The organism is Maritimimonas rapanae, from assembly GCF_057837205.1.
In genome coordinates, this window is the sequence record NZ_JBYQFI010000001.1 from 875,443 (window position 1) to 897,724 (window position 22,282).

19 protein-coding genes are annotated in these 22,282 nt (G+C 30.0%); 12 read left to right on the forward strand and 7 right to left on the reverse strand.

What is annotated here, in order from left to right; all coding sequences use genetic code 11:
• Positions 1-25 precede the first annotated feature (25 nt).
• The 10 genes from asnB to AC3IF2_RS04205 all read left to right on the forward strand — a co-directional run bounded on the left by asnB (position 26) and on the right by AC3IF2_RS04205 (position 12,407).
• Positions 26-1,762: an asparagine synthase (glutamine-hydrolyzing) gene (gene asnB / locus AC3IF2_RS04160; RefSeq protein WP_489165783.1), complete on the forward strand. Its 1,737-nt coding sequence runs from the start codon at positions 26-28 to the stop codon at positions 1,760-1,762.
• A complete protein-coding gene (locus AC3IF2_RS04165) occupies positions 1,759-2,934 on the forward strand; it encodes a glycosyltransferase (protein ID WP_489165784.1) in 1,176 nt (391 codons plus the stop codon). Before asnB ends, AC3IF2_RS04165 begins: the two co-directional genes overlap by 4 nt.
• 90 nt (positions 2,935-3,024) lie before the next feature.
• Positions 3,025-4,122, forward strand: coding sequence for a glycosyltransferase family 4 protein (locus tag AC3IF2_RS04170; RefSeq protein WP_489165785.1), 1,098 nt, complete (start codon positions 3,025-3,027; stop codon positions 4,120-4,122).
• Positions 4,122-5,261 (forward strand): hypothetical protein, encoded by a 1,140-nt coding sequence (locus AC3IF2_RS04175; RefSeq protein WP_489165786.1) that lies wholly within the window; start codon positions 4,122-4,124, stop codon positions 5,259-5,261. Before AC3IF2_RS04170 ends, AC3IF2_RS04175 begins: the two co-directional genes overlap by 1 nt.
• Complete coding sequence (locus AC3IF2_RS04180; protein ID WP_489165787.1) at positions 5,254-5,859, forward strand: sugar transferase; 606 nt, start codon at positions 5,254-5,256, stop codon at positions 5,857-5,859. The genes AC3IF2_RS04175 and AC3IF2_RS04180 overlap by 8 nt, the downstream gene beginning before the upstream one ends.
• A gap of 8 nt (positions 5,860-5,867) precedes the next feature.
• Positions 5,868-7,148 (forward strand): phenylacetate--CoA ligase family protein, encoded by a 1,281-nt coding sequence (locus tag AC3IF2_RS04185; RefSeq protein WP_489165788.1) that lies wholly within the window; start codon positions 5,868-5,870, stop codon positions 7,146-7,148.
• Positions 7,149-7,164: 16 nt separating this feature from the next.
• On the forward strand, positions 7,165-8,223 hold the full coding sequence (locus AC3IF2_RS04190; RefSeq protein WP_489165789.1) for an ATP-grasp domain-containing protein: 1,059 nt from the start codon (positions 7,165-7,167) through the stop codon (positions 8,221-8,223).
• A gap of 7 nt (positions 8,224-8,230) precedes the next feature.
• Complete coding sequence (gene wecB / locus AC3IF2_RS04195) at positions 8,231-9,310, forward strand: non-hydrolyzing UDP-N-acetylglucosamine 2-epimerase (protein WP_489165790.1); 1,080 nt, start codon at positions 8,231-8,233, stop codon at positions 9,308-9,310.
• A gap of 10 nt (positions 9,311-9,320) precedes the next feature.
• A complete protein-coding gene (locus tag AC3IF2_RS04200) occupies positions 9,321-10,436 on the forward strand; it encodes a DegT/DnrJ/EryC1/StrS family aminotransferase (RefSeq protein ID WP_489165791.1) in 1,116 nt (371 codons plus the stop codon).
• Between the two features lie 81 nt (positions 10,437-10,517).
• Positions 10,518-12,407 (forward strand): polysaccharide biosynthesis protein, encoded by a 1,890-nt coding sequence (locus AC3IF2_RS04205; protein ID WP_489165792.1) that lies wholly within the window; start codon positions 10,518-10,520, stop codon positions 12,405-12,407.
• Here AC3IF2_RS04205 and AC3IF2_RS04210 read toward each other — a convergent pair.
• The 5 genes from AC3IF2_RS04210 to AC3IF2_RS04230 all read right to left on the reverse strand — a co-directional run bounded on the left by AC3IF2_RS04210 (position 12,404) and on the right by AC3IF2_RS04230 (position 17,167).
• The gene (locus AC3IF2_RS04210) at positions 12,404-13,573 is read right to left on the reverse strand and encodes a lipoprotein N-acyltransferase Lnb domain-containing protein (RefSeq protein ID WP_489165793.1); all 1,170 of its coding nucleotides are present in this window, start codon (positions 13,571-13,573) and stop codon (positions 12,404-12,406) included. The two genes, AC3IF2_RS04205 and AC3IF2_RS04210, sit on opposite strands and share 4 nt — an antisense overlap.
• 2 nt (positions 13,574-13,575) lie before the next feature.
• Positions 13,576-14,697, reverse strand: a complete 1,122-nt coding sequence (locus AC3IF2_RS04215) for a putative type IX sorting system protein PorV2 (protein ID WP_489165794.1) — start codon at positions 14,695-14,697, stop codon at positions 13,576-13,578.
• Positions 14,698-14,788: 91 nt separating this feature from the next.
• Entirely contained in the window at positions 14,789-15,751 is a 963-nt protein-coding gene (locus AC3IF2_RS04220; RefSeq protein WP_489165795.1) for a YheT family hydrolase, read from the reverse strand.
• Positions 15,752-16,492 carry a 5'-methylthioadenosine/adenosylhomocysteine nucleosidase gene (locus tag AC3IF2_RS04225; protein WP_489165796.1) on the reverse strand — a complete coding sequence of 247 codons (741 nt, stop codon included), beginning with the start codon at positions 16,490-16,492 and terminating at the stop codon, positions 15,752-15,754. It abuts the gene before it with no gap.
• Between the two features lie 9 nt (positions 16,493-16,501).
• Positions 16,502-17,167, reverse strand: coding sequence for an ABC transporter ATP-binding protein (locus AC3IF2_RS04230; protein WP_489165797.1), 666 nt, complete (start codon positions 17,165-17,167; stop codon positions 16,502-16,504).
• 136 nt (positions 17,168-17,303) lie between these two features.
• Here AC3IF2_RS04230 and sucC point away from each other — a divergent pair, with 136 nt between their 5' ends.
• Positions 17,304-18,497 (forward strand): ADP-forming succinate--CoA ligase subunit beta, encoded by a 1,194-nt coding sequence (gene sucC, locus AC3IF2_RS04235; RefSeq protein WP_489165798.1) that lies wholly within the window; start codon positions 17,304-17,306, stop codon positions 18,495-18,497.
• A gap of 88 nt (positions 18,498-18,585) precedes the next feature.
• Positions 18,586-19,311, forward strand: coding sequence for a hypothetical protein (locus tag AC3IF2_RS04240; protein WP_489165799.1), 726 nt, complete (start codon positions 18,586-18,588; stop codon positions 19,309-19,311).
• On the opposite strand, the gene AC3IF2_RS04245 is transcribed toward AC3IF2_RS04240, so the two are convergent.
• Both AC3IF2_RS04245 and AC3IF2_RS04250 read right to left on the reverse strand, forming a co-directional pair.
• Positions 19,304-21,802 (reverse strand): M14 metallopeptidase family protein, encoded by a 2,499-nt coding sequence (locus AC3IF2_RS04245; protein WP_489165800.1) that lies wholly within the window; start codon positions 21,800-21,802, stop codon positions 19,304-19,306. The two genes, AC3IF2_RS04240 and AC3IF2_RS04245, sit on opposite strands and share 8 nt — an antisense overlap.
• A gap of 87 nt (positions 21,803-21,889) precedes the next feature.
• Positions 21,890-22,255 carry a PUR family DNA/RNA-binding protein gene (locus AC3IF2_RS04250; protein WP_489165801.1) on the reverse strand — a complete coding sequence of 122 codons (366 nt, stop codon included), beginning with the start codon at positions 22,253-22,255 and terminating at the stop codon, positions 21,890-21,892.
• Positions 22,256-22,282: the final 27 nt, after the last annotated feature.

The window sequence follows — 22,282 nt, forward strand, 5'->3', positions numbered from 1 at the left end:
AAATATTATAAAAAATAGTTTTTAAATGTGTGGAATTTTTGGTGTAGTTTCAAAAAATGAAATTGACTATAATAAGTCAAAAGAAGCATTAAACACATTAACGCATAGGGGGCCAGATCAATGGAATGAGTATTCTAATAAAAATATTTTTATTGGACATAGAAGACTAAGCATATTAGACTTATCTGAGCAAGGTAGACAACCTATGATTGATAATGAAGAAAACGTAATTATTACAGTAAATGGTGAAATATATAATTTTAAAAAATTAAGAAATGAATTAAAATTAAAATATAATTTTAAAAGTACTTCAGATTCTGAAGTTATTTTGCATGGTTATAAAGAATGGGGAATTGAGAAACTTTTAGATAAAATCGACGGAATGTTTTCTTTGATTATTTATGATAAGAAGGATGACAAGATTTTTTTATGTAGAGATAGAGTTGGAATTAAACCTCTCTACTATGGTTTCTTCGAAAATACTTTAGTTTGGGCATCTGAATTAAAAGCAATCGAAAATTATTATGGAGAGAAAAATTTAAAATATGATAATACTGCTCTTTATGATTTTTTCACATACCAATATATACCTACACCTAAAACATTATATAAAAATATATACAAATTAAGCCCAGCAAGTTATATTAGTTTTGATATTAAGAATTTATCATTTAAAGAAGAAATATACTGGGAAGTAGATTTATCGATTAAACCAGCAAATATCAAATCAGCTGCGGTAAATATTAAAAAATTGCTTAAAGAATCTGTCTATGAGCAAATGGTTAGTGATGTACCAGTTGGATTTTTTTTAAGCGGAGGTATTGATTCTAGTGTTGTAGTAAGTTTAGCCTCACAATTAAGTAATAAAATAGAAACATTTTCTATTGGATTTACGGATAAACAACATGATGAAACATATTTTGCTGATAAGGTTGCCAAACTTTTTAAAACCAAACATCATAAAAAAATACTTAATCAAAATAATAGTAAAGAGCTGTTAAGTAAAATAAGAAAATGGTATGATGAACCTTTTGCTGATCTTTCTTGTATTCCAACTTATTTAGTTTCAGAATTTGCCAGAAATAATGTAACTGTAGTCTTAACAGGCGATGGAGGGGATGAAGTTTTTGGAGGGTATAAGTGGTATAAAGCTTTTCATTTAATCTCAAAAATACCTTTTCGTAAAACAGGTTTTATGAAACTAATAGCTAGAATAACAGCCCCGATATTAGTTAAAATTAATAGCAAATTATGGAGAGTAAAATTAATAAATTTAGCTGACCTTGAATTATATACTAAATTAATGGGAGGTATGTTAGCTGAAGAGAAAAAAGATCTGAAATTTTTTTTTAAAATAGAAGATCAATATGATGATTATTGGTATTATAGAAAATATTATAAAGAAAATTTAGATGTTATTACTCGGTTACAATATTTAGACTTTAAAACATATTTGCATGATGATATTCTTACTAAAGTTGACAGAGTGAGTATGAGTGTAGCTTTAGAGTGCAGAGTGCCATTTTTGTCTAGAAAAGTGATAGAATATTCTTTTTCATTGCCGGTAGAAGTGAGAAACCCAAAAGGAGAATTAAAGGGGATTCTTAAAAAAGCTATGGAAGATACTCTTCCAAATGAGATACTTTATCGAGAGAAGAAAGGATTTAGCATTCCTACTCAAAAATGGAGAGATGAACTATATGGAAAGCACAAAAATAGACTGTACAAAATTTTAAATGATTCATTCAATATAAAAGTGTGATTGTTAAAGATAAAGAAAGAATTAAAGTTGTTGTTTTAGTGGATAAAGATATACCTTCGGATCATTCTTTTATTCAAGGTGTACTTGAAAAAAATCTACCAAATCAAAATTGCGAAGTAACATTTGTAGGTTATAAAAGTAATCTTAACGTTCCAACTGACAAGAATGTTAATTTTATAACTATAAATAACAAGCCCGATAACTTTTTTTTAAACAAGTTGCATAAGCTGTATTATTTTACTAAAAAAATTAATCAGCTAGAAATTCAAGATATATTGTTTTCAAGAAATGACCCAATATATTTATTAATTGGATGGTGGCTAAAAGTTAACAATAAGATTAAATTGCATTTCCATCAAATATCACATTTACAGGCTTTTACTACTTCTGAGAAGAGTCTTCTGTTTAAAATGAAATCTAAAGGAGATAAATTACTTAGAGGCTTTTTCTTGAATTATGTAGATAGGATATTACTAATAAGTCAAGAAATGCAGAACTTCTTAGAAGAAAAATGGAAGAAGCAGAAGTCTAAGTTTTTAATTTTTCCACTTGGGGTTGAAACATCTGACTTCTTAGATTTAATTGATTATCATAGTAGAGACTATGATTTAACTTATATAGGTACTTTGTCAAGAAGTAGAAAGGTAGATGTTATAATAGACGCTTTGAAAATTTATAACTCAAATTATGGAAAAATTAATCTTCATATTTGGGGGAGTTCTCATAATGAGAATGATAATTTGTACTTAAGTGAATATGTGAAAAAGAATAATCTTGAAGATTCAGTTTATTTTCATGGTAAAGTAGAACGAAAAATTGTTTTAGAAAAATTAAAGAATTCTAAAATAGGTTTGTCTACAATACCTAGTGATGGAATTCTTAAGCAAATTTCGCCGACCAAACTTATGGAATATCTTGCTGCAGGTTGTTGTGTAATAGGAACAAAGGGAATACCTGAACAAGAAACTATTATTAATTCTTGCTACGGGAATAATGAACTTGTTGATTTTTCTGCTGAACAAATAGCGCTTAAAATTTCAGAGATCTTAAGAAATAATGAACTTTCTTCTCAATTATCCAAAAAGGGTAGAGACTATATTTTAGAAAAAAGATCTTATAACCAATTGGGAGAAAAATTATATAAAGAGATTACTTCTTTAATTAACAAATAAATACAGCCAAGTAGTTTGAAGAAAAAGATAATTAGAGTTACTACCGTACCTATCTCAATGAATATAATTCTTAAAGGGCAGCTTAACTTTATGAGTAAGTATTTTGAAATAGTTGGTGTTACAAGTTATGACAAAAAACATTTTGAAGAAATAAAGGAAAGAGAAGGGATTAGGATGTATGAAATCAATATGTCAAGAGACATATCAATAATAAAAGATATCATTTCTCTCTTCAAATTTTTTTTCTTTTTCTTAAGAGAAAAACCAGATATAGTGCATACTCATACGCCAAAAGCAGGATTATTAGGCATGATAGCTTCAAAATTTGCTGGTGTTCCTATAAGAATTCACACAATTGGCGGACTGCCTCAAACTAATTTAAAAGGTGTTAAAAGAAAAATTCTTGATTTCACTGAAAAACTTACGTATTCTTTTGCAACCAAGATTTACCCTAATTCTTTTGGGTTAAAGGAGTTTATTTTAGAACAAAAATATTGTAAGCCGAATAAATTGAAGGTTATTGCTAATGGAAGCTCTAATGGAGTAGATACCAATTTTTTCAATCCAGATGGTTTAGATTTTAACAACTCTTATGTAGAAAAAATTAATAAAGAGATTGGAATCGAAGAACAGGACATCGTTTTTTTATTTGTTGGTAGAATTGCCAAAGAGAAAGGGATAGTTGAACTTGTAAAAGCCTTTAACCTATTAGTTGAAAAGGGGTATGAAAATATAAAACTTCTACTTGTGGGGCAATTCGAAAAGGATTATGGAATATTAGGTAGTGATGTTAGAGAGCAAATTCAAAAAAATCAAGGAATAAAATTTCTAGGTAGGTTTGATGATGTAAGACCATATTATTTATTGAGTGATATTTTTATTTTACCAAGTTATAGAGAGGGGTTCCCTAACGCTGTTTTAGAAGCACAGTCAATGAAGCTACCGTGTATTGTAACTGATATAAATGGATGTAATGAAATAATTAAGAATAAGTATAACGGTCTTTTAATAAAGCCAAAAGATACATACGATATGTATGATTCTATGGAATACCTAATTAATAACAAAGAGTACTTAAAACTTTTAGCATCTAACGCTAGAAATAATATAATAACAAATTTTAAGAGAGAAGTAATTTGGGAGGCTCTATTAAATGAATACAATAATTTTTTAAGTGATTTAGATTAATGAATATTTTTTTAAAGAAAAGAAAAATTAACTTAACTATAAAAAATCAATTTGGCTGGAAAACAAATAGAAAAATAATAGTTTTTTCGGTTGATGATTATGGCAATGTTAGAGTAGCATCTAAAGAGGCTAGAGAAAGAATGAAAAATGAAGGTCTTAATGTAGATTCAAACATTTTTGATAAGTTTGATAGTCTTGAAAATGAGGATGATATGACAATGTTATACGAAACGTTATCTTCTATAAAAGACAAGAATAATAATAACCCAATTTTTACTTTATTTTGTCTTAGTTCAAATCCTGATTTTGAAAGAATAATAGAATCAGATTATTCTCATTTTTTCTATGAGTCATTAATAGAAACTCAAAAAAAAGTTTTTGGTAATAATAATGTAATGAAATTAATTCATGAGGGAATTGATAATAAACTCATTTCTCCACAATTTCATGGAAGAGAACATGTTAATATTAAAGTTTTTAATACTTTATTGCGTAATAAAAGTAACGAATTAATTTCGGCTATCAATAATAGATCGTACGCATGTATTACTAATGAACCTTTTAAAAATATGGATTATGTCTCGGCTTTTTCATTCGAATATTTTAATGAAAATGATAGTTACAAACCTATTATTAGCGATGGTATTAGACTCTTTAAAGAAATTTATAAATGTAAGCCAAAGCATTTTACTTCGCCTGGGGGATATTCACATAGTATTTTAGAAGAAACATTGGCGAAAAATGGTATTACTATAGTTGATAATAATTTTATTAAAAAAGAACATCAAGGAGGTGGAAAATTCAAAAAATCAATTAATTATACAGGAAAGAAAAATGAGTTTGACCAATTATATTTTGTTAGAAATTGCGTTTATGAACCATTAACAATTAAGAATATAAACTGGGAAGAATATTGTATTGAACAGATATCGTCTGCTTTTAAATGGAAAAAAATTGCTAACATAAGTACGCACCGTGTTAATTTTGTTGGAGGGATAGATGAAAACAATAGGGTAAATGGTTTAAAAAAGTTGAAAAAATTATTAAAGATGATCATAAAAAAATGGCCTGATGTAGAATTTATGACTACAACTCAGGTGGCTGATTTAATTAATAATGAGAATAATAAGTATGTATAAGAATATTTTTAAAAGATTGTTAGACATATTTGTTTCCTTGTTTTTAATTATACTGTTAATTCCTGTTTTTTTAGTTTTAATTATCCTACTTTCTATAGTGAATAGGGGAAATCCGTTTTTTGTGCAAATAAGACCAGGTTATAAGGCAAAAAAAATAAAAGTTTTGAAGTTCAAGTCAATGAATGATAGGAAAGATGAAAAAGGGATATTACTTCCAGATAAATATAGATTAACTAAACTTGGTAAATTCATTCGTAAAACATCATTGGATGAACTCCCACAATTAATAAATGTACTGCTAGGAGACATGAGTTTAGTAGGCCCAAGACCATTATTATTCAAATACATTCCTCTTTATTCAAAAGATCAAATGAGAAGACATGAAGTAAAACCAGGAATAACTGGCTGGGCACAGGTAAATGGCCGTAATAGTATATCATGGTCAAAAAAATTTGAATTTGATGTCTATTATATTGATAACCTTTCTTTTTTATTCGATATCAAAATCTTTTGGTTGACTTTTCTTAAAGTAATTAAAAGTGAGGGAATTAATCAAAGTGAAGATAAATCAATGGAACCTTTTAATGGTAAAAATTAGTAAAACTCGTGGCTTTCAATATAAGAAAAATAGCTTTTTGGACAATTGACATCTTAAAAGGAGCTAATGTATATAAACATTTAGTTCATGTAAAATCAGTTTTGGATGGTAAAATATTAAAGCAAGGCAAAACTGAACAATTAAATGAATTACTCAATCATGCTATTAATACAACTAATTATTACAAAAATATTGAATTTACAACCGTTGCAGATTTTCCAGTAATAGATAAAAAAGTGATTAGAGATAACTTTAATGATTTTAGTTCAAAAAAATTTAAAAATAAGAGAATTTTTGAAGTTGTTACTAGTGGATCTACTGGTTTACCGTTTAAAGTGCTTCAAAATAAAAATAAGAAATACAGAAATACGGCAGATACAATTTATTATGGTAAAAAAGCTGGTTTTGAAATAGGTGAGAAACTAGTTTATTTAAAGATTTGGAATAATGTTAATCAAAAGAATAAGATTAAAAGGTTGACTGAAAATATAGAACCAGTGAACGTTTTAAATTTAAGTAATTCCAACCTTCAGAATATAATTAACGAACTAAATAAGTTTAAAAATATACATATCCTTGGTTATACTTCTGCAATAGAAATGTTGTGTCGATTTATATACGATAATAACATTACCTTCTTTTTTAATGTAAAGTCGGTAATTACAATGTCTGAATCACTTGATGAAAATTCTCGTAAATTTATTTGCAAAACGTTGAATATTAATAGTGTGTTCTCAAGGTATTCTAATGTAGAAAATGGTATTATTGCCCAGCAAATTAACTCTTCGAAAAACTTTTATTTAAACAATGCTAGTTACCACGTAGAAATTTTAAATTTAGACAATGACTTGCCAGCACCCGATGGGAAAATAGGTAGAATAGTTATTACAGATCTTTATAATTTTGCAATGCCAATTATAAGATATGATACAGGAGACATCGGAGCTATATCATACGGTGAAAAAGGGAAATCGTTTTTAAAAGAAGTTGAAGGTAGAAGAATGGATGTGATTTACAATACGGAAGGTCAATTATTATCTTCTTTTGTGGTTACTAACTCTATGTGGAATTATTCTGAGTTATTGCAATATCAATTTATACAAACAGGCAAAAAAACCTATATGTTTAAATTGAATATTGAAAATGAATTTAATAGAGAAAAAGAGTTGATAGATGAATTTAAGATATATTTAGGAGACAATGCAATTATTATTATTGAGTATGTTAATGAAATACCTTTATTATCGTCTGGTAAGAGAAAAAAAGTTATGAATACATGGTTAAACTAAAGTTCAAAAGGAATAAATGAAGATATTAATAACTGGAGTTGGAGGACCCACGCCTAGAAGTTTTGTGAACGCAATTAAAAATTTTAGCAATTTAGAAGAGATAGAGTTTGTAGGAACTGATATTAATCCTCTTTCTATTGGCTTATATCAAAAAAACCTTTTTAAGCATTCGTATATTATACCTAAAGCTACATCTAAAGATTACTGGAATACGATTGAGGAGATTATTCAGAAGCACCAAATTGAATTTGCTGTAATTTTGCCTGAGTTAGAAGTGTTAGAATGGAGTAAAAGAAATAATGAGAAAGAATTACCCTGTAAAGCATTAATTCCCGATCACAATTTAGCATTATTTTTAGTAGATAAAGCTAAAATGACAAAAGTGCTTTCTAAGATTGAAATTGTTCCAAAATCAATCTCTTTTTCAAGAAGTGTAAAAGAATTGAGCGAAATTGGAAAAGAATTAGGCTATCCATATTGGGTTAGAAGTACCAGTGGTTCAAGCGGATTAGGATCTTTAAAAATTTATGATATAGATTCTTTAAAGAATTGGATTCAAATTAATCCTAAGGTTAAACAATTTTTGGCTAGTGAATATTTGCCAGGAAGAAATCTCGCTTGTAAACTTTTATATTATAATGGTAGTCTGATTAGAGCAGCTGTGGCTGAAAGAGTAAATTATATTATGGCTAAAGTAGCACCATCTGGAATAACTGGAAACACATCATTTGGAAGATTATTAAACGAGCCAGAGATTGTAGAAGAAGCAATTACGGCAATGGACTGTATGTTTAACCATACAAATACTTCTAAACATGGCTTTTTTACAGTCGATTTTAAAGAAGATATATATGGAAAGCCTTTTATAACTGAAGTTAATGTGCGTCATGTAGCTTTCACCCAATGTTTTGCGGCTGGAGGAGCAAATTTTGCAGAAGATACAATTAGAATTTTAAATAATGATAGTAATTTTGATAAGGACTTTAGAATATATGAGTTCGAGAAAGATTTAATTTTTTTGAGAGATGTGGATGAACTTCCTCTAATTATGAAAGAAACACAATTGTTAAAATAAATAAGCTATGAAATTAGATATCATTGCCGGCGCAAGACCAAATTTTATGAAAATTGCACCTATAATTGAAGAATTAGAAAAAGTAAAAGATAAAATTCAATACAGATTGATTCACACTGGTCAGCATTATGATAAAAAAATGTCTGGTAATTTTTTTGAACAATTAGGGATACCAAAGCCAAACGTGAATTTAGAGGTAGGTTCTGGAACTCAGGCCGAACAAACTGCTCGCATTATGGAACGCTATGAAGCTCTACTACTAGAAGACATATCTGACTGGTGTCTCGTAGTGGGCGATGTTACATCTACCATGGCTTGTAGTATTGCAGCTAAAAAACTAAACATTCGAGTAATACATGTTGAAGGAGGTATTCGTTCTAATGACTTAACTATGCCCGAAGAGATCAATCGTATGGTGACTGACTCAATTACCGATATTTTTTACACCACAAGTGAAATTGCTAATGAAAACTTGAGAAATCTAGGTCATTCAGAGCATAAAATCAGGTATGTAGGTAATACAATGATAGATACTTTATTAAAAAACATGCCGCGTTTTAATAAACCCGCTATTTATGACAAACTTGGCTTACAGGAAAAAGAGTATTTTGTAATGACTTTACATCGTCCAGCAAATGTAGATGAAGAAAAGAAGCTTAAAAATTTGGTTGATGAAATTACCAAAGGTGCCAATACGATGCTTATTGTATTTCCAGTACACCCTAGAACGGCTAAAATATTACAAAATATCGGTATTGAAGCTTCAAATTTACATATGATTGAGCCATTGGGTTATTTAGAATTTAACTATCTGGTGCAGCATTCATATGCAGTTGTTACTGACTCAGGCGGAATCACCGAAGAAACAACGGTGATGAAGATACCATGCATGACTTTGCGGGATAATACAGAGCGCCCCGAAACCATTACTATAGGTACTAATGAGTTGATAGGTACAAATCCAGACAATGTTGCTCCTTATATGAAAAAGTTACATGATGGCGAATGGAAGTTAGGAGCTATTCCCCATTTATGGGATGGTAAAACCGCAGAACGAATAGTTGAAGACTTACTTACTTTATGTTAAAGTTAAGTTTATGAAGGAAAAAATTTGGCTTTCTTCTCCTCATTTAACTGGTGAAGAGCAAAAATATATAAAAGAAGCTTTCGATACCAATTGGGTTGCTCCACTAGGTCCAAATGTTAATGGTTTTGAACAAGATATATGCAACTATACTGGAGCGAAGTCATGTTCCGTTTTAAGTTCGGGTACTGCAGCTATTCACTTAGCATTAATTTTATTAGGGGTGAAATCTGGCGATGAAGTTATTTGTTCTTCATTTACCTTTTCTGCTTCAGTGAATCCTATTCGATATCAAAATGCTATACCTGTATTTATTGATTCTGAAGAGGATACTTGGAATATGTGTCCAAATTTATTAGAAGATGCTATCAATTATAGAATTCAAAAAGGAAATAAACCAAAAGCAATTATCTTGGTACATCTTTATGGGATGCCTTCTAAGATGGATGAGCTCCTAACAATAGCTAATAAATATGAAATTCCGGTTATAGAAGATGCTGCTGAAGCTATAGGCTCAACCTATAAAGGTAAATCGATGGGAACTTTTGGTGAATTAGGAATATTTTCATTCAATGGAAATAAGATTATTACTACATCTGGTGGCGGCGCCCTAGTTTCTAATAATATTGAATATTGTAAAAAAGCAACTTTTTTGGCAACGCAAGCTAGAGATACTGCTCCTCATTACGAACATTCACATATAGGTTACAACTACAGAATGTCAAATATTGTAGCTGGAATAGGTAGAGGTCAAATGGAGGTTTTAGACGATAGAGTTACAGCTAGACGAAGTAATTTTAGATTTTATAAAGATCAACTCCAAGAGATTAATGTAATTTCTATTACAGATGAACCAGAAGGGTATTTTTCTAATAGATGGTTAACTACTATTTTGACTAGTAGTTTTGAGTTAAGAGAGAAAATAAGATTAAGTCTAGAAAAAGAAAACATTGAGTCCCGTCCACTTTGGAAACCTATGCATTTACAACCAATTTTCAATGAATTTCCTGCATATACTAGTGGGGTGTCAGAAAATCTTTTTAACAAAGGACTTTGCTTGCCATGTGGTTCAAATCTTACGTTTGAGGACAAACAAAGGGTTGTAAAAGTAATTAAATCGATTTTTTAAACGTTTATAAGTTATTTATGTCGTAATTATTAATCTTAATTAATAATTACGACATTTGTAGTAAACAAATGAAAGAGATTAATGTTAAAAAGACTTTTTAGAAAGGGAATTGATAAAAATGTATCCAGATGGGTAGTTCTTCTAATAGATGTATTTTTAGTAATACAAGCTTTCATTTTAGCCTATCTAATTAATTTTAATTTTAATTTAAACTTTCAACGTTTCGGTTTTTTCTCTCAGGTTGCTTTAATTTCAATTTTGTCTACTCTTTGTTTTATTATTGTGGGATCTTATAAGGGTACAGTTCGACAAACAGGTATGAAAGATGCCTTAAATGTTTTCTATGGAGTAACCATACTTTTTATTTCTTTGATAGTTATCACTTTAGCAGATAGAGAATATAACATTACAAATAGATTTGCAGTTCCTTTTAGAGTAATTGTTCTACATTATTTACTAAATATAATTATACTTATAGCTAGTAGATTTGTTTTTAAACGATTTGTGCAACGTGTTTTAATGGCTTATAAGCCACCAGTTAACGCTATGATATATGGAGCTGGGGATTCGGGATTATTGACATATGCTACATTAAGCAATGACGTAAATAATAATTCTAATGTGGTTGGTTTCATTGATAATGATAAAAATAAGATTGGCAAAAAATACAATCGTGTAAAAGTTTATGCTCCTAAAAAAATCACGAAACAATTCATTGAGAAGAATGAAGTAAAAGAAGTAATTGTTTCTATACAGAATATACAGTCATTTAAGTTGATGGAAATAGTAGATTCATTACTGGAGCTACCAGTTAAGGTGAAAATTGTACCATCTGTTGATAAATGGATTAATGGAGATCTAAATATAGGGCAAATTCAAGAGGTGAAAATTGAAGATTTACTAGATAGAGTTCCAATAAAAATTGATAACCCTATTCTACAAAAAGAACTAAACAACCAAACCATTTTGATAACTGGTGCAGCTGGTTCTATAGGTAGCGAGATTGCTCGCCAAGTGTGTAATTATAATTATAAACACTTAGTTCTTTTAGATCAGGCTGAATCTGCTTTATATGACGTTCAGCAATCTTTCATAAGAAATAATATTAAAAATTATACTGTAACAGTAGCAGATATAAGAAACCTTGATAGGTTAAGAGAAGTTTTTACTGAGTTTAATTTTGATGTAGTTTTTCATGCTGCTGCATATAAGCATGTTCCATTAATGGAAGAGAATCCTTATGAAGCTGTAAAAGTAAATATTTGTGGTACAAAGCAACTAATGGATTTGTCAATAGAATACAATGTCGATAAATTTGTGATGGTTTCTACCGATAAAGCAGTAAACCCTACTAATGTAATGGGGGCTACCAAACGCGTTGCAGAAATTTATGGTAGTTGCTTAAACAGAAAGATAAAAACTAAATTTATTACTACTCGATTCGGTAACGTTCTAGGCTCTAATGGATCTGTTATTCCATTATTCAAAAAACAGATTAAAGAAGGAGGCCCTTTAACGGTTACTCATAAAGAAATTACAAGGTATTTTATGACAATACCTGAAGCTTGTGAATTAGTTTTAGAAGCAGGAGTTATGGGAAAGGGAGGAGAAATTTTTGTATTTGACATGGGAGAATCTGTTAAGATTTTTGAGATTGCCAAGAAGATGATTAATCTTTCTGGTTTAAGATACCCTGAGGACATAGATATTAAAATAGTAGGATTGCGTCCTGGAGAAAAATTATATGAAGAATTATTAAGTGATGAAGAAAATACAATTCCTACTTATAATAAGAAAATACTAATCGCTAAGCCTCAACTTATAGACCATGAAAGGACTATTAAGTTAATTAATGAATTAGTATTACTCGAAAATGCTAATAAAGAGAATATTGTTTCAATATTAAAAGATATTGTTCCTGAGTATATTTCAAACAATTCAGAATTTGAAAAATTAGATAAAGCTATCTAAGTTTTAGTACTTCTTAAATAAAAATATCTGATACTTAACATAATTAGGATAGGAATTATAGCTAAATTAAATTCTTGAATTTTTGATAACCATATAATTATTGTTGCTATTAATAGTATGATCAATAATAGATTGTAATTTTTCACCCAAGGCTTTAAAACTTTTTTAAAAAGAAAAAATGAAACTAAAATATTTGGAGCAAAGGCCCACAGAATATTGTAATTATTAGCTGTTGCTGTGTGATTAGTCGCAAACCAAAGCAATAACATAAAGAGGCCTATTAAACCAGTGATGAAAAATAGCACAAAATCTAACCATTTACTTCTTTTACCCTTTATATAATCTTTGTATGTAATAATAATGGTTAAAATAGCAAAAATGCTAAACAAAATTAAAGGTGAAAAATTGAATGGTTTTTCTTGCGGTTTTGATTCAAATAAATTATTAGTTTCACTTAAAAAAGGCTTAGCTTGATTTCCATTTTTAAACTTAGCATTTCTAAATGCTTCAAAAATATAATCAGGTAAAAAAACATATTCTTCGGGTTTAGCTTTTCTATCAATTACCGAGCCTAAGGCTAAATCAATGCCAAAAGTACCCCAAGGTTGTGTTTTAGAATATTTATGAATAAGCCCTCGCATGGTATAGTTTTCATCCTTAGCAAAATCATAATTGAATTCAACCTTATTTTTTAGAACATCCTCTGAAACATCACGAAGCTTTGAAGCACAATTATCATAAAAGAAATCGTATAAATAACCTTTGTTTTGAGGTTTCGCATTATTCTGAAGATAGCTAAAGTAATCTTGTTTTTCTTGCAACGATAAATTTAAAACCTGTTCTTTTACAGACCGATTTTGATTAGTATAATGTGCTAGAAAATCACGAAAATAACTAACACTAAGAACGTATAACAATTTTCCTTTGGCAAAATTGCCATAAAAATTTGGAGCATTAAAGTCATATGTGCCATAATTAAAAGCATAATCAACCTCTAAGGAATCATCTTTAACTCTTATAGCGCTATGACCAAAAGAATCCACCAAACTGTTTCCTGGAGCAACTGTAATTATACTAATCTTAGCATTATCTGTAAGAGTTATTTTCTGAGTATATGATAGATATCCTAAAAAAAGAAAAGAAAGAAAAACAAGATACTTTTTCATATTTACCTAAAATAACTAAAATCAAATTTTAATGAAAATACATTAGAATACAATGTTCCGTTTGCCCCACCAATGTTTGACAAGGCATAGTCAACCTGTATACCCTTATACTTAAAACCAACACCAAAATTTGGTTCAATAATTAATGATTCACTGGAGTCAAAATTAGTTTTATTCTGAAAATTATTAATGCCCCCGCGAAGATAGACCATATCTAAATAGTCTACTTGAAACCCAAATGAGGGAGTAATACTTGCAAAAGAAGAAGAAATTAGGTCGTTTGTTTGTGTAAAGCGAACGTTCAAATCTAAGGCAGTTAAAACACCAAAATCTTGAGCTATTTTAAATTTTCTAGCAATACCTAATTGCATTTTAGGCTTTGTAATTTCAACTTTTTCTGGAGTAACAGTTGGAATCACTTGATCATCATTAGTAGGGTCTCCATCATTTAACAGACCAGTATTAAAATCATCATAAATAGCTATAATTCTGCCGAGTTCATCATCTTCAAAAGACCATGCATTAAAAGAAGTAGTGATGTCTCGAACCATTAATCCAAATAACCAGTTTTTGGTTTTATACTGTACACCAGCATCTATTCCGAAGCCAATAGAAGAAGCAAAATCGCCTATTCTTCTTCTGATTACTTTCGCATTTGCTCCGAAATTTAAATTCTTATTACCAAAATTTATTCTTTTTGCATATGCTACATTTAGAGCCCAATCTGCTACAGAAAAAAGACTAATCCTGTTATAATCTATATTGCCGTCTACAATTAAATTGGTTGTATTTAAAATATCATCTACTCCAAACCTTATGACCGAAAAAGCAATGGTGCTTTCATTGTCAATAGGTTTAGCAAAAGCTGCATAATCGTATTTGGCTATTCCTTGAAAATATTCAGCGTGCATTAATGCCCCTTGATAATCACTTATACCAACAAGTCCGGCAGGATTCCAATAAATAGCATTAACATCATCCGTAGAAGCCGATACAGCCTTACCCATGCCAAAAGCAGCTGCATCTACACCAATATTCAAAAACTCATTAGAAAAGCCTCTTATAGCTTGTCCATAAGTTATTATACTTGTGGTAAATATTAAAAAAGCAATAAGTTTTTTCAACTAAATCTGAATTTGTGCAAATATCACATTTTATATAAAACTAACAGTTATTTATAAAAGATATTGCTTGCTCAATTGTTAATTAAAGTTGTTATTCATCATTTTGTATAAATGAAATAATTCGTTGTTCAGACCAGGGTAGTTTACTAGTGTTTAGATATGTCATAAAGCCAACATGCCCACCATATTTTGGCGTTTCTAAGTGAAAATATTGATGCTGTCTCGCTTCTTCTATAGGATAACTTTTTGCTGTAAAAAAAGGATCATCTAAAGCATTAATTAACAGAGACTTTGTTTTTATACCCGAAATAAATTGTTTACAACTTGCTTTTTGCCAATAATCTTCTGCATTTTTAAATCCGTTAGCAGGCGCAGTATAAAGGTCATCTAATTCTTTAAAAGTTTTTATCTTCTGAATATATTCTTTGCTTAAAAAACTATCAGGAAATTGTTCAGATTTTTGTAAAGCCTTTTCCTTTAATGTTTTTAAAAAAACGTTTAAATAGAGTTTATTCGATACAGCTGTCATCTTTACAGCAGTAGATTCTAAATCGCAGGGCGTAGAAATAGCTATAGCAGTATTTATATGAGGTCTATCTTTTTCACCGATGTATTTTATAGTTAAATTTCCACCAAGGCTATAACCAACCATGTGTAGCTCTTCGTAATCATAGTTTTCTAAGATATAATCATATACTTCCTCAATATCCTCTGTTTTTCCACTATGATATGAACTAAATAACCTATTTGACTCACCGCTACATCCTCTTAAATTAAGCGAAACAGCATCATAACCATTACTGTTTAATTCGTTGGTTAGTGACACCATATAGGATGAGTTTGAACTTCCTTCTAATCCATGGATTAATAAAACTAATTTTTTTGAACCTATACTAGAAAAATCAAGATCTACAAAATCTCCATCAGATAATTCTACACGTTTTCTGTTATATTCTAATTCTGGATTGCAGAAAACTGCACGATACATGGTATTAACATGACCGTTTTTAAAAATAAATGAAGGCGAATATGTAGAATTCTCTATATATGGCATTTAACTAAAATAATTTTCTAAAATTTTTAACGCATATTTACTTGCGATGTTATCTGCGAATTGCTCAAAATCAATATGTGCGTTATCATTTGCATTATCTGAAATAATACGAATAATTGAAAAAGGAATCTTATATTCATAGCAGACCTGAGCAATCGCGGCTCCTTCCATTTCAACACAAACCACCGATTGTAGATTCGAATTTATAAAACCTATTTGATTTTTGCTATTAATAAATTGATCTCCGCTGGCAATATCACCTTGTATTACTTTAGGATTCTTAATCTTAAAATTGGTTGCTTCACTTTTTGAAATAATAGAATTAAAATCATTTATAAATTGTTGACTTGCTTTTAAAAGATCATTATTTATTTCATTATCAGTTTCAAAATAAATCTTACCCAATAATGGGACTTCAAATTTTTTATAAAGAGGTGACGCATCAACATCATGTTGAAATAATCTTTTACCAATAACTACATCACCAATGTTTAAATTAGATGTAACAGAACCAGCTACGCCAGTAAAAATAATTTTGTCTGGATTAAAATCATTAATAAGCTGTGTTGCTGTTGTAGCCGATGCTACTTTGCCCCAACGTGAAAAAACTAAGACTACCTCTTTGCCGAAAAGGAAACCTTTATAATAACGCCTTTTACCTTTAATATAACTTTCAGAATTTTCGAGATGCTCAATCAGTGTTTGCATCTCTTCCTTCATGGCACTAATAATTCCAATCATGCTAAATTTTTAGCTTCCAACTATTTTACCATCAATCATTTCTAGTTTTCGATCGGCCATATCAGCCAATTCTTTGTTATGCGTAACTATCACAAACGTTTGATTAAATTCTTTGCGAAGTTTAAAAAATAATTCATGTAGATTTTCAGCTGAAGCAGAATCTAAGTTTCCACTAGGTTCGTCGGCAAAAATAACTTTAGGATTATTAATTAAGGCTCTAGCCACAGCAACACGCTGCTGTTCACCACCCGAAAGTTCGTTTGGTTTATGATTTATTCTGTCTTCTAATCCTAAAAAGCTAAGTAATCTTTTAGCCTCTTTTTCTGTTTCAGATTTACTTTTATTAGCTATAAAAGCAGGGATACAAACATTTTCTAATGCTGTAAATTCTGGTAATAATTGATGAAATTGAAATATAAAACCAATATTAGAATTTCTAAATTTTGACAGTGATTTATCTTTTAACTGTAATACATTATCTCCATTTAATTGTAATCTAGTATCTCTATTTATTTCTGGTTTGTCTAAAGTGCCTAATATTTGAAGCAATGTTGTTTTTCCTGCCCCAGATGGGCCAACTATTGCAACAATTTCTCCTTGTTTAATATGTAAGTCAACACCCTTTAAAACCTGTAGATTTCCATACGATTTGGTGATATTTTTTGCTTCTATCATTCCTTAAAAATAAATGTGCCGTGAAATTAAACAAATTACTAATAATGAATAGATTTTTGTTTAAAGTTTATTTTAAAAACGAGAGAAAGTTTACAAATGGTTTGCTATTTTTGTGCTGATTTAAATCAAACTAGAAATGAATTTACACGAATATCAAGGTAAAGAAATCTTAAGTAGCTTTGGCGTTAGAACACAGCGCGGTATAGTAGCTCATAATCATAAAGAAGCTGTAGATGCGGCTAAACAATTATCAACCGAAACTGGTACAAACTGGTGGGTTGTAAAAGCGCAAATTCATGCTGGTGGTCGTGGTAAAGGTGGTGGAGTAAAGTTAGCCAAGAGCTTAGCTGAAGTAGAAACTATATCAGAAGATATTATTGGTATGATGCTTAAGACACCGCAAACACCTCCTGAAGGTAAGAAAGTGAATCAAGTATTAATTGCTGAAGATGTTTATTACCCTGGTGCTAGTGAGCCAGAAGAATATTATATGTCTGTTTTATTAAACAGAGCGACTGGTAAAAATATGGTAATGTATTCTCCTGAAGGAGGAATGGATATTGAAACAGTTGCTGAAGAAACACCTCATTTAATCTTTACAGAAGAAATAGATCCTGCCACAGGATTATTACCGTTTCAAGCGCGTAAGATTGCTTTTAATTTAGGATTGTCTGGAATGGCAATGAAAGAGATGGTAAAATTTGTTTCGGCATTGTACACTGCATTTGTTAAATCTGACTCTTCTATGTTTGAAATAAATCCTGTATTAAAAACTTCAGATGATAAGATTATGGCGGTAGATGCGAAGGTTTCTTTAGATGATAATGCCTTGTTTAGACATAAAGATTATGCTGAGATGCGTGATTTACGTGAGGAAAATCCAATTGAGGTAGAAGCAAAGGCAGCTGGATTGAATTATGTAGACCTTGATGGAAATGTTGGTTGTATGGTTAATGGTGCAGGACTAGCTATGGGTACAATGGATTTGATAAAAGAATCTGGAGGTGAGCCAGCTAACTTTTTAGATGTTGGTGGTACTGCAGATGCTAAACGTGTAGAAACTGCTTTTAGAATTATTTTAAAAGACCCTAACGTAAAGGCTATTTTAGTAAATATTTTTGGAGGTATTGTACGTTGTGATAGAGTTGCACAAGGTATAGTAGATGCTTATACAAATATGGGAGACGCTATAAAAGTGCCTATTATAGTACGCTTACAAGGCACCAATGCTAAAGAAGCAAAAGAATTAATAGATAATAGTGGTATGGCTATTATTTCTGCTACAGAATTTCAAGAGGCTGCTGATAAAGTACAAGAAGTACTTTCTTAGTTTAATTATAAAAAATAATAAAAGAGCTGCAATTTTGCAGCTCTTTTTGCTTTAGCTTATTTTACTATTTTTACTGTAAACCAAATCTATGGAAAATAACTTATCGGAAGGTTCAAAAAATCAACTATCCAAGCTTACTACAAAGGAAATACGTAACGAAGCATTTAGATATTTTAATTTAGAAAAAGGACTGCTCTTTACCTTTTTATCGTTAATAAGGTGGCCACACAAAACAATTCAAACTTTTTTAAACATAGATCGAAGAAAGTTTTCTAACCCAATACAATATGTAGTAATCAGTGTAGGTTTATACGTTCTGTTAATTAGTTTTCACCCTAGTTTTAAATCAATGAATAGTTTTTTTCAAAAGATGAATGAAAAGAATACTGCCTTTATGAGCAAAGACAAAGCAGTTCATTTCCTTGAGGCACAAACAAGGGCGCAAGAACTAGTTTTTTCCTACCAGAATGCATTTTATTTATTAGGGATTCCTTTAATAAGTCTTCTTTCTCTTTGGCTGATTGGTGCAAAGTATAATTATGCTGAAAATATGGTAATTAATGCATATACATTTGGAACAACAATGTGGGCTAGTACAATAATTACAATTTTAACCTTCTTTATAGATTACCCTTTAATAATAATGCCTCTATTAATGTTAATTTCATTTGTAATAATTGTATATATGTACAAGTATATTTTTAATGCTACTTGGTTAATGTCATTTATTACAATGATTTTAACACAAGGTGTATTAATGTTTATGATTGCTATTATTCAGGCAATTCTTATGGCGTATTTTATGTTTACATAAACTTCCCGAAGAAAATAGCATTCATTAATAATTTATTAGTACCATACCAAAATGCTCTAAAGTTAGTATTATCTGTAAAGACAATTACTTTTCCTTTTCCCATATTACCAGTTTTAAAGGGTAATGAGCTAGATAATTGTTTTAAATTTTCTTTAGAAATATAACCACTTAATAAAGGGTTTTTAGAATATTGTAAAGCAGGTTTATAAGTTAAAGTACTATCTGGTTTTATATAAACAGTTGTATTTCTAAATAATGGTAATTTAGAGTTCTTATATCCAAAATTTATTGGATGACTTCTATCTGTGTTGGCTTCAAAAATGGCACCACCAATAACTTGAGCACCTCTAAAGTCAGAACGTTGATCAAAAGCTACATTTTCAGTTTCGGCTTTAGACTTTTTAAAATCTAGTTTAATAAACTTATTCGTTTTTAACCATTTTAAACTATTTCTATAACCAATTAGTGTACCCCCATTTTGCACAAATGTCTTTAGCTTGTCTTTAGCTTTGTTTAATGTTGAACCTGAAGTATTCGGTAAGATAATTGTTGTATACTTATTTAAATCATTATTATTTAGATTGCGAGTATCAATTTTTGTGATAGGTATATCGTAACGTGTATCAAATAAATGCCAGATCTCACCCGCATCGTAAGAATTGATTCCATCTCCAATAATAATAGCCACTTTAGGCTTTTTTAAAGCACTAAAATTTCTACTTCCTAAATCAATACCTTCTGTTAAACCAGTGGTGGCAGCATCAATGTTTACACCTGTTTCTTTAGCTAAATTATTTACTAAAGTATATATAGTTTCGGCTGATTTCTTTTGGTTCTGTGCAGGAATCATTATGGTACCATAATCATAATTTTTACCATTTTGACTAAAAGGTTTCATAGCTACTTTAGCGCGTAACCCTCTTTTTAATAGTTGATATAAAAGTTTAGGTGTGTAATATTCATTCCATTCAAAAAGATATGCATAGTCACTCTTGGCGGACACTTTTCCTTCTGGGAAAGACAATTCAGTTACTTCATTTCCTAAGCTAGAAGTACTACTAGAATAATTATAATCTAAATTAAATGCCAACGGAAGTGTCCAAGCTGAAACATCATAAAACAAACTATCTTTAAATGCTGTTCTTTTTTCGAACATACCTTTAATCATTCTATAGCTAGGTTGATTCATTGGTATTACATAACTGAAATCATTCTTTGCATTCTTATGAAACTTGATATTTTGCCTCTTTAGCATTTCAGCAAAATGGAATGTTTTTGTTTTGTTAGTTGCTTCACCAAAAACAATTGCCTTATTTCTATCTTTGGTTGTTTCGCGCTGTGCATTTTTATAAAAGTTACGCTGATAGTCTAATAATTGTGTTCGTAATTCTTTACCAGCTTTTAATGTGGATAGGGCAGTAGTCACCTGATTTCTAATTGAAAAAGGAAAAGTTAACAAACCATTTTCAGTGTATTGAGCATGTCCTCTAGAACTAGCTTGTTCAAATAAAATGCCTATACCACCATTAATATCTGGAAATGTAGAACCTTTTCCGTAATAAAAATCATCAAAACTTTCCTCAGAATAATATAATGAACCTATTTTATCTAAAGCTTTTGCATGATATTTTGCAATTTCTTTAGTTAACTCTTGATTCATACTTGGTGTCAATGGGTGTGTACGCGAAGGAATACCTGGTTGAAAGAAATAAGTAGCATTGGTACCCATTTCATGATGATCGGTTAGAATATTTGGTTTCCATTGATGAAAACTCTTAATGCGTGCTTGAGACTCTGGTAATTGTGAGACTAACCAATCACGATTCATATCGAACCAATAATGATTTGTTCTACCTCTAGGCCAAGCCTCAGAATACTCCCTATCGTTGCTGTCTGGATTTATATTATCGCTTTTATGTGTATTTACCCACGAGGCAAATCGATTTAATCCATCTGGATTATAAGATGGGTCAAATAGAATAACAGTATTATCTAATAATTCATTAATATAATCACCTTCAGCGGCAGCGAGATAATATGCTATTAATAAACCTGCATTGGCGCCACTTGGCTCATTGCCATGAATAGAATAACCTTGATAAACTATCAATGGCATATTCGATGTATTTAAAGTGCTAGAAGCGTTTGCATCAGATAGTTTTAAATGATCTGTTCTTATTTGTTCTAGATTTTGATGATTTTTTGGTGAAGTAATGGTTAACAATAATAAAGGTCTATCCTCATAGGTGGCTCCTCTATTTTCAATAGAAATTCTGTCTGAAGCTTTTGCAAGAGCTTTCATGTATTCAGCTAGTTTATCATGCGATACATGCCATTTCCCTACTTGAAATCCTAATATGCTTTCAGGAGTAGGAATATTTTTATTGTAAGTAATATCTTGAGGCAAATAATAAGAGAGATCAATTTTTTCCTGTGAAAACACAGTAAATGAAATTGATAAAAAAAATAAGAGTGTTAATTTTTTTTGCATGACTTGTTTTTTAAAGAAACGTAAAGGTATAAAAAAACCGTTCAAAATTTTGAACGGTTTTTCGTAGTATAAAAATATTGAGTTAGATTAAATATCATCGAAGTCTACATCAGTAAAATTTTCGGTTGTAGGCTGATCTACTGCAGCTTCTTCTTTTTGGTAATCTTTCTGATGACGTTCAGAAATTACTTCTTCACCTTTTTCAGAAACAATAAAGTCAGTTGCTTTATTCAACATTTCTTTAGATTCTGAAAAATCTTCTTTATATAAGTAAATTTTATGCTTTTTGTAATGGAAAGACCCATCATCGTGCGTAAACTTTTTACTTTCAGTAACAGTTAAATAATAATCACCAGCTTTCGTTGCTCTAACGTCAAAAAAGTAGGTTCTTCTACCAGCTCTCAACACTTGCGAAAAGATTTCTTCTTGCTCTACAAATTCTTTATCACTCATAATAATCTTTACTTTTAGAAATAGTAA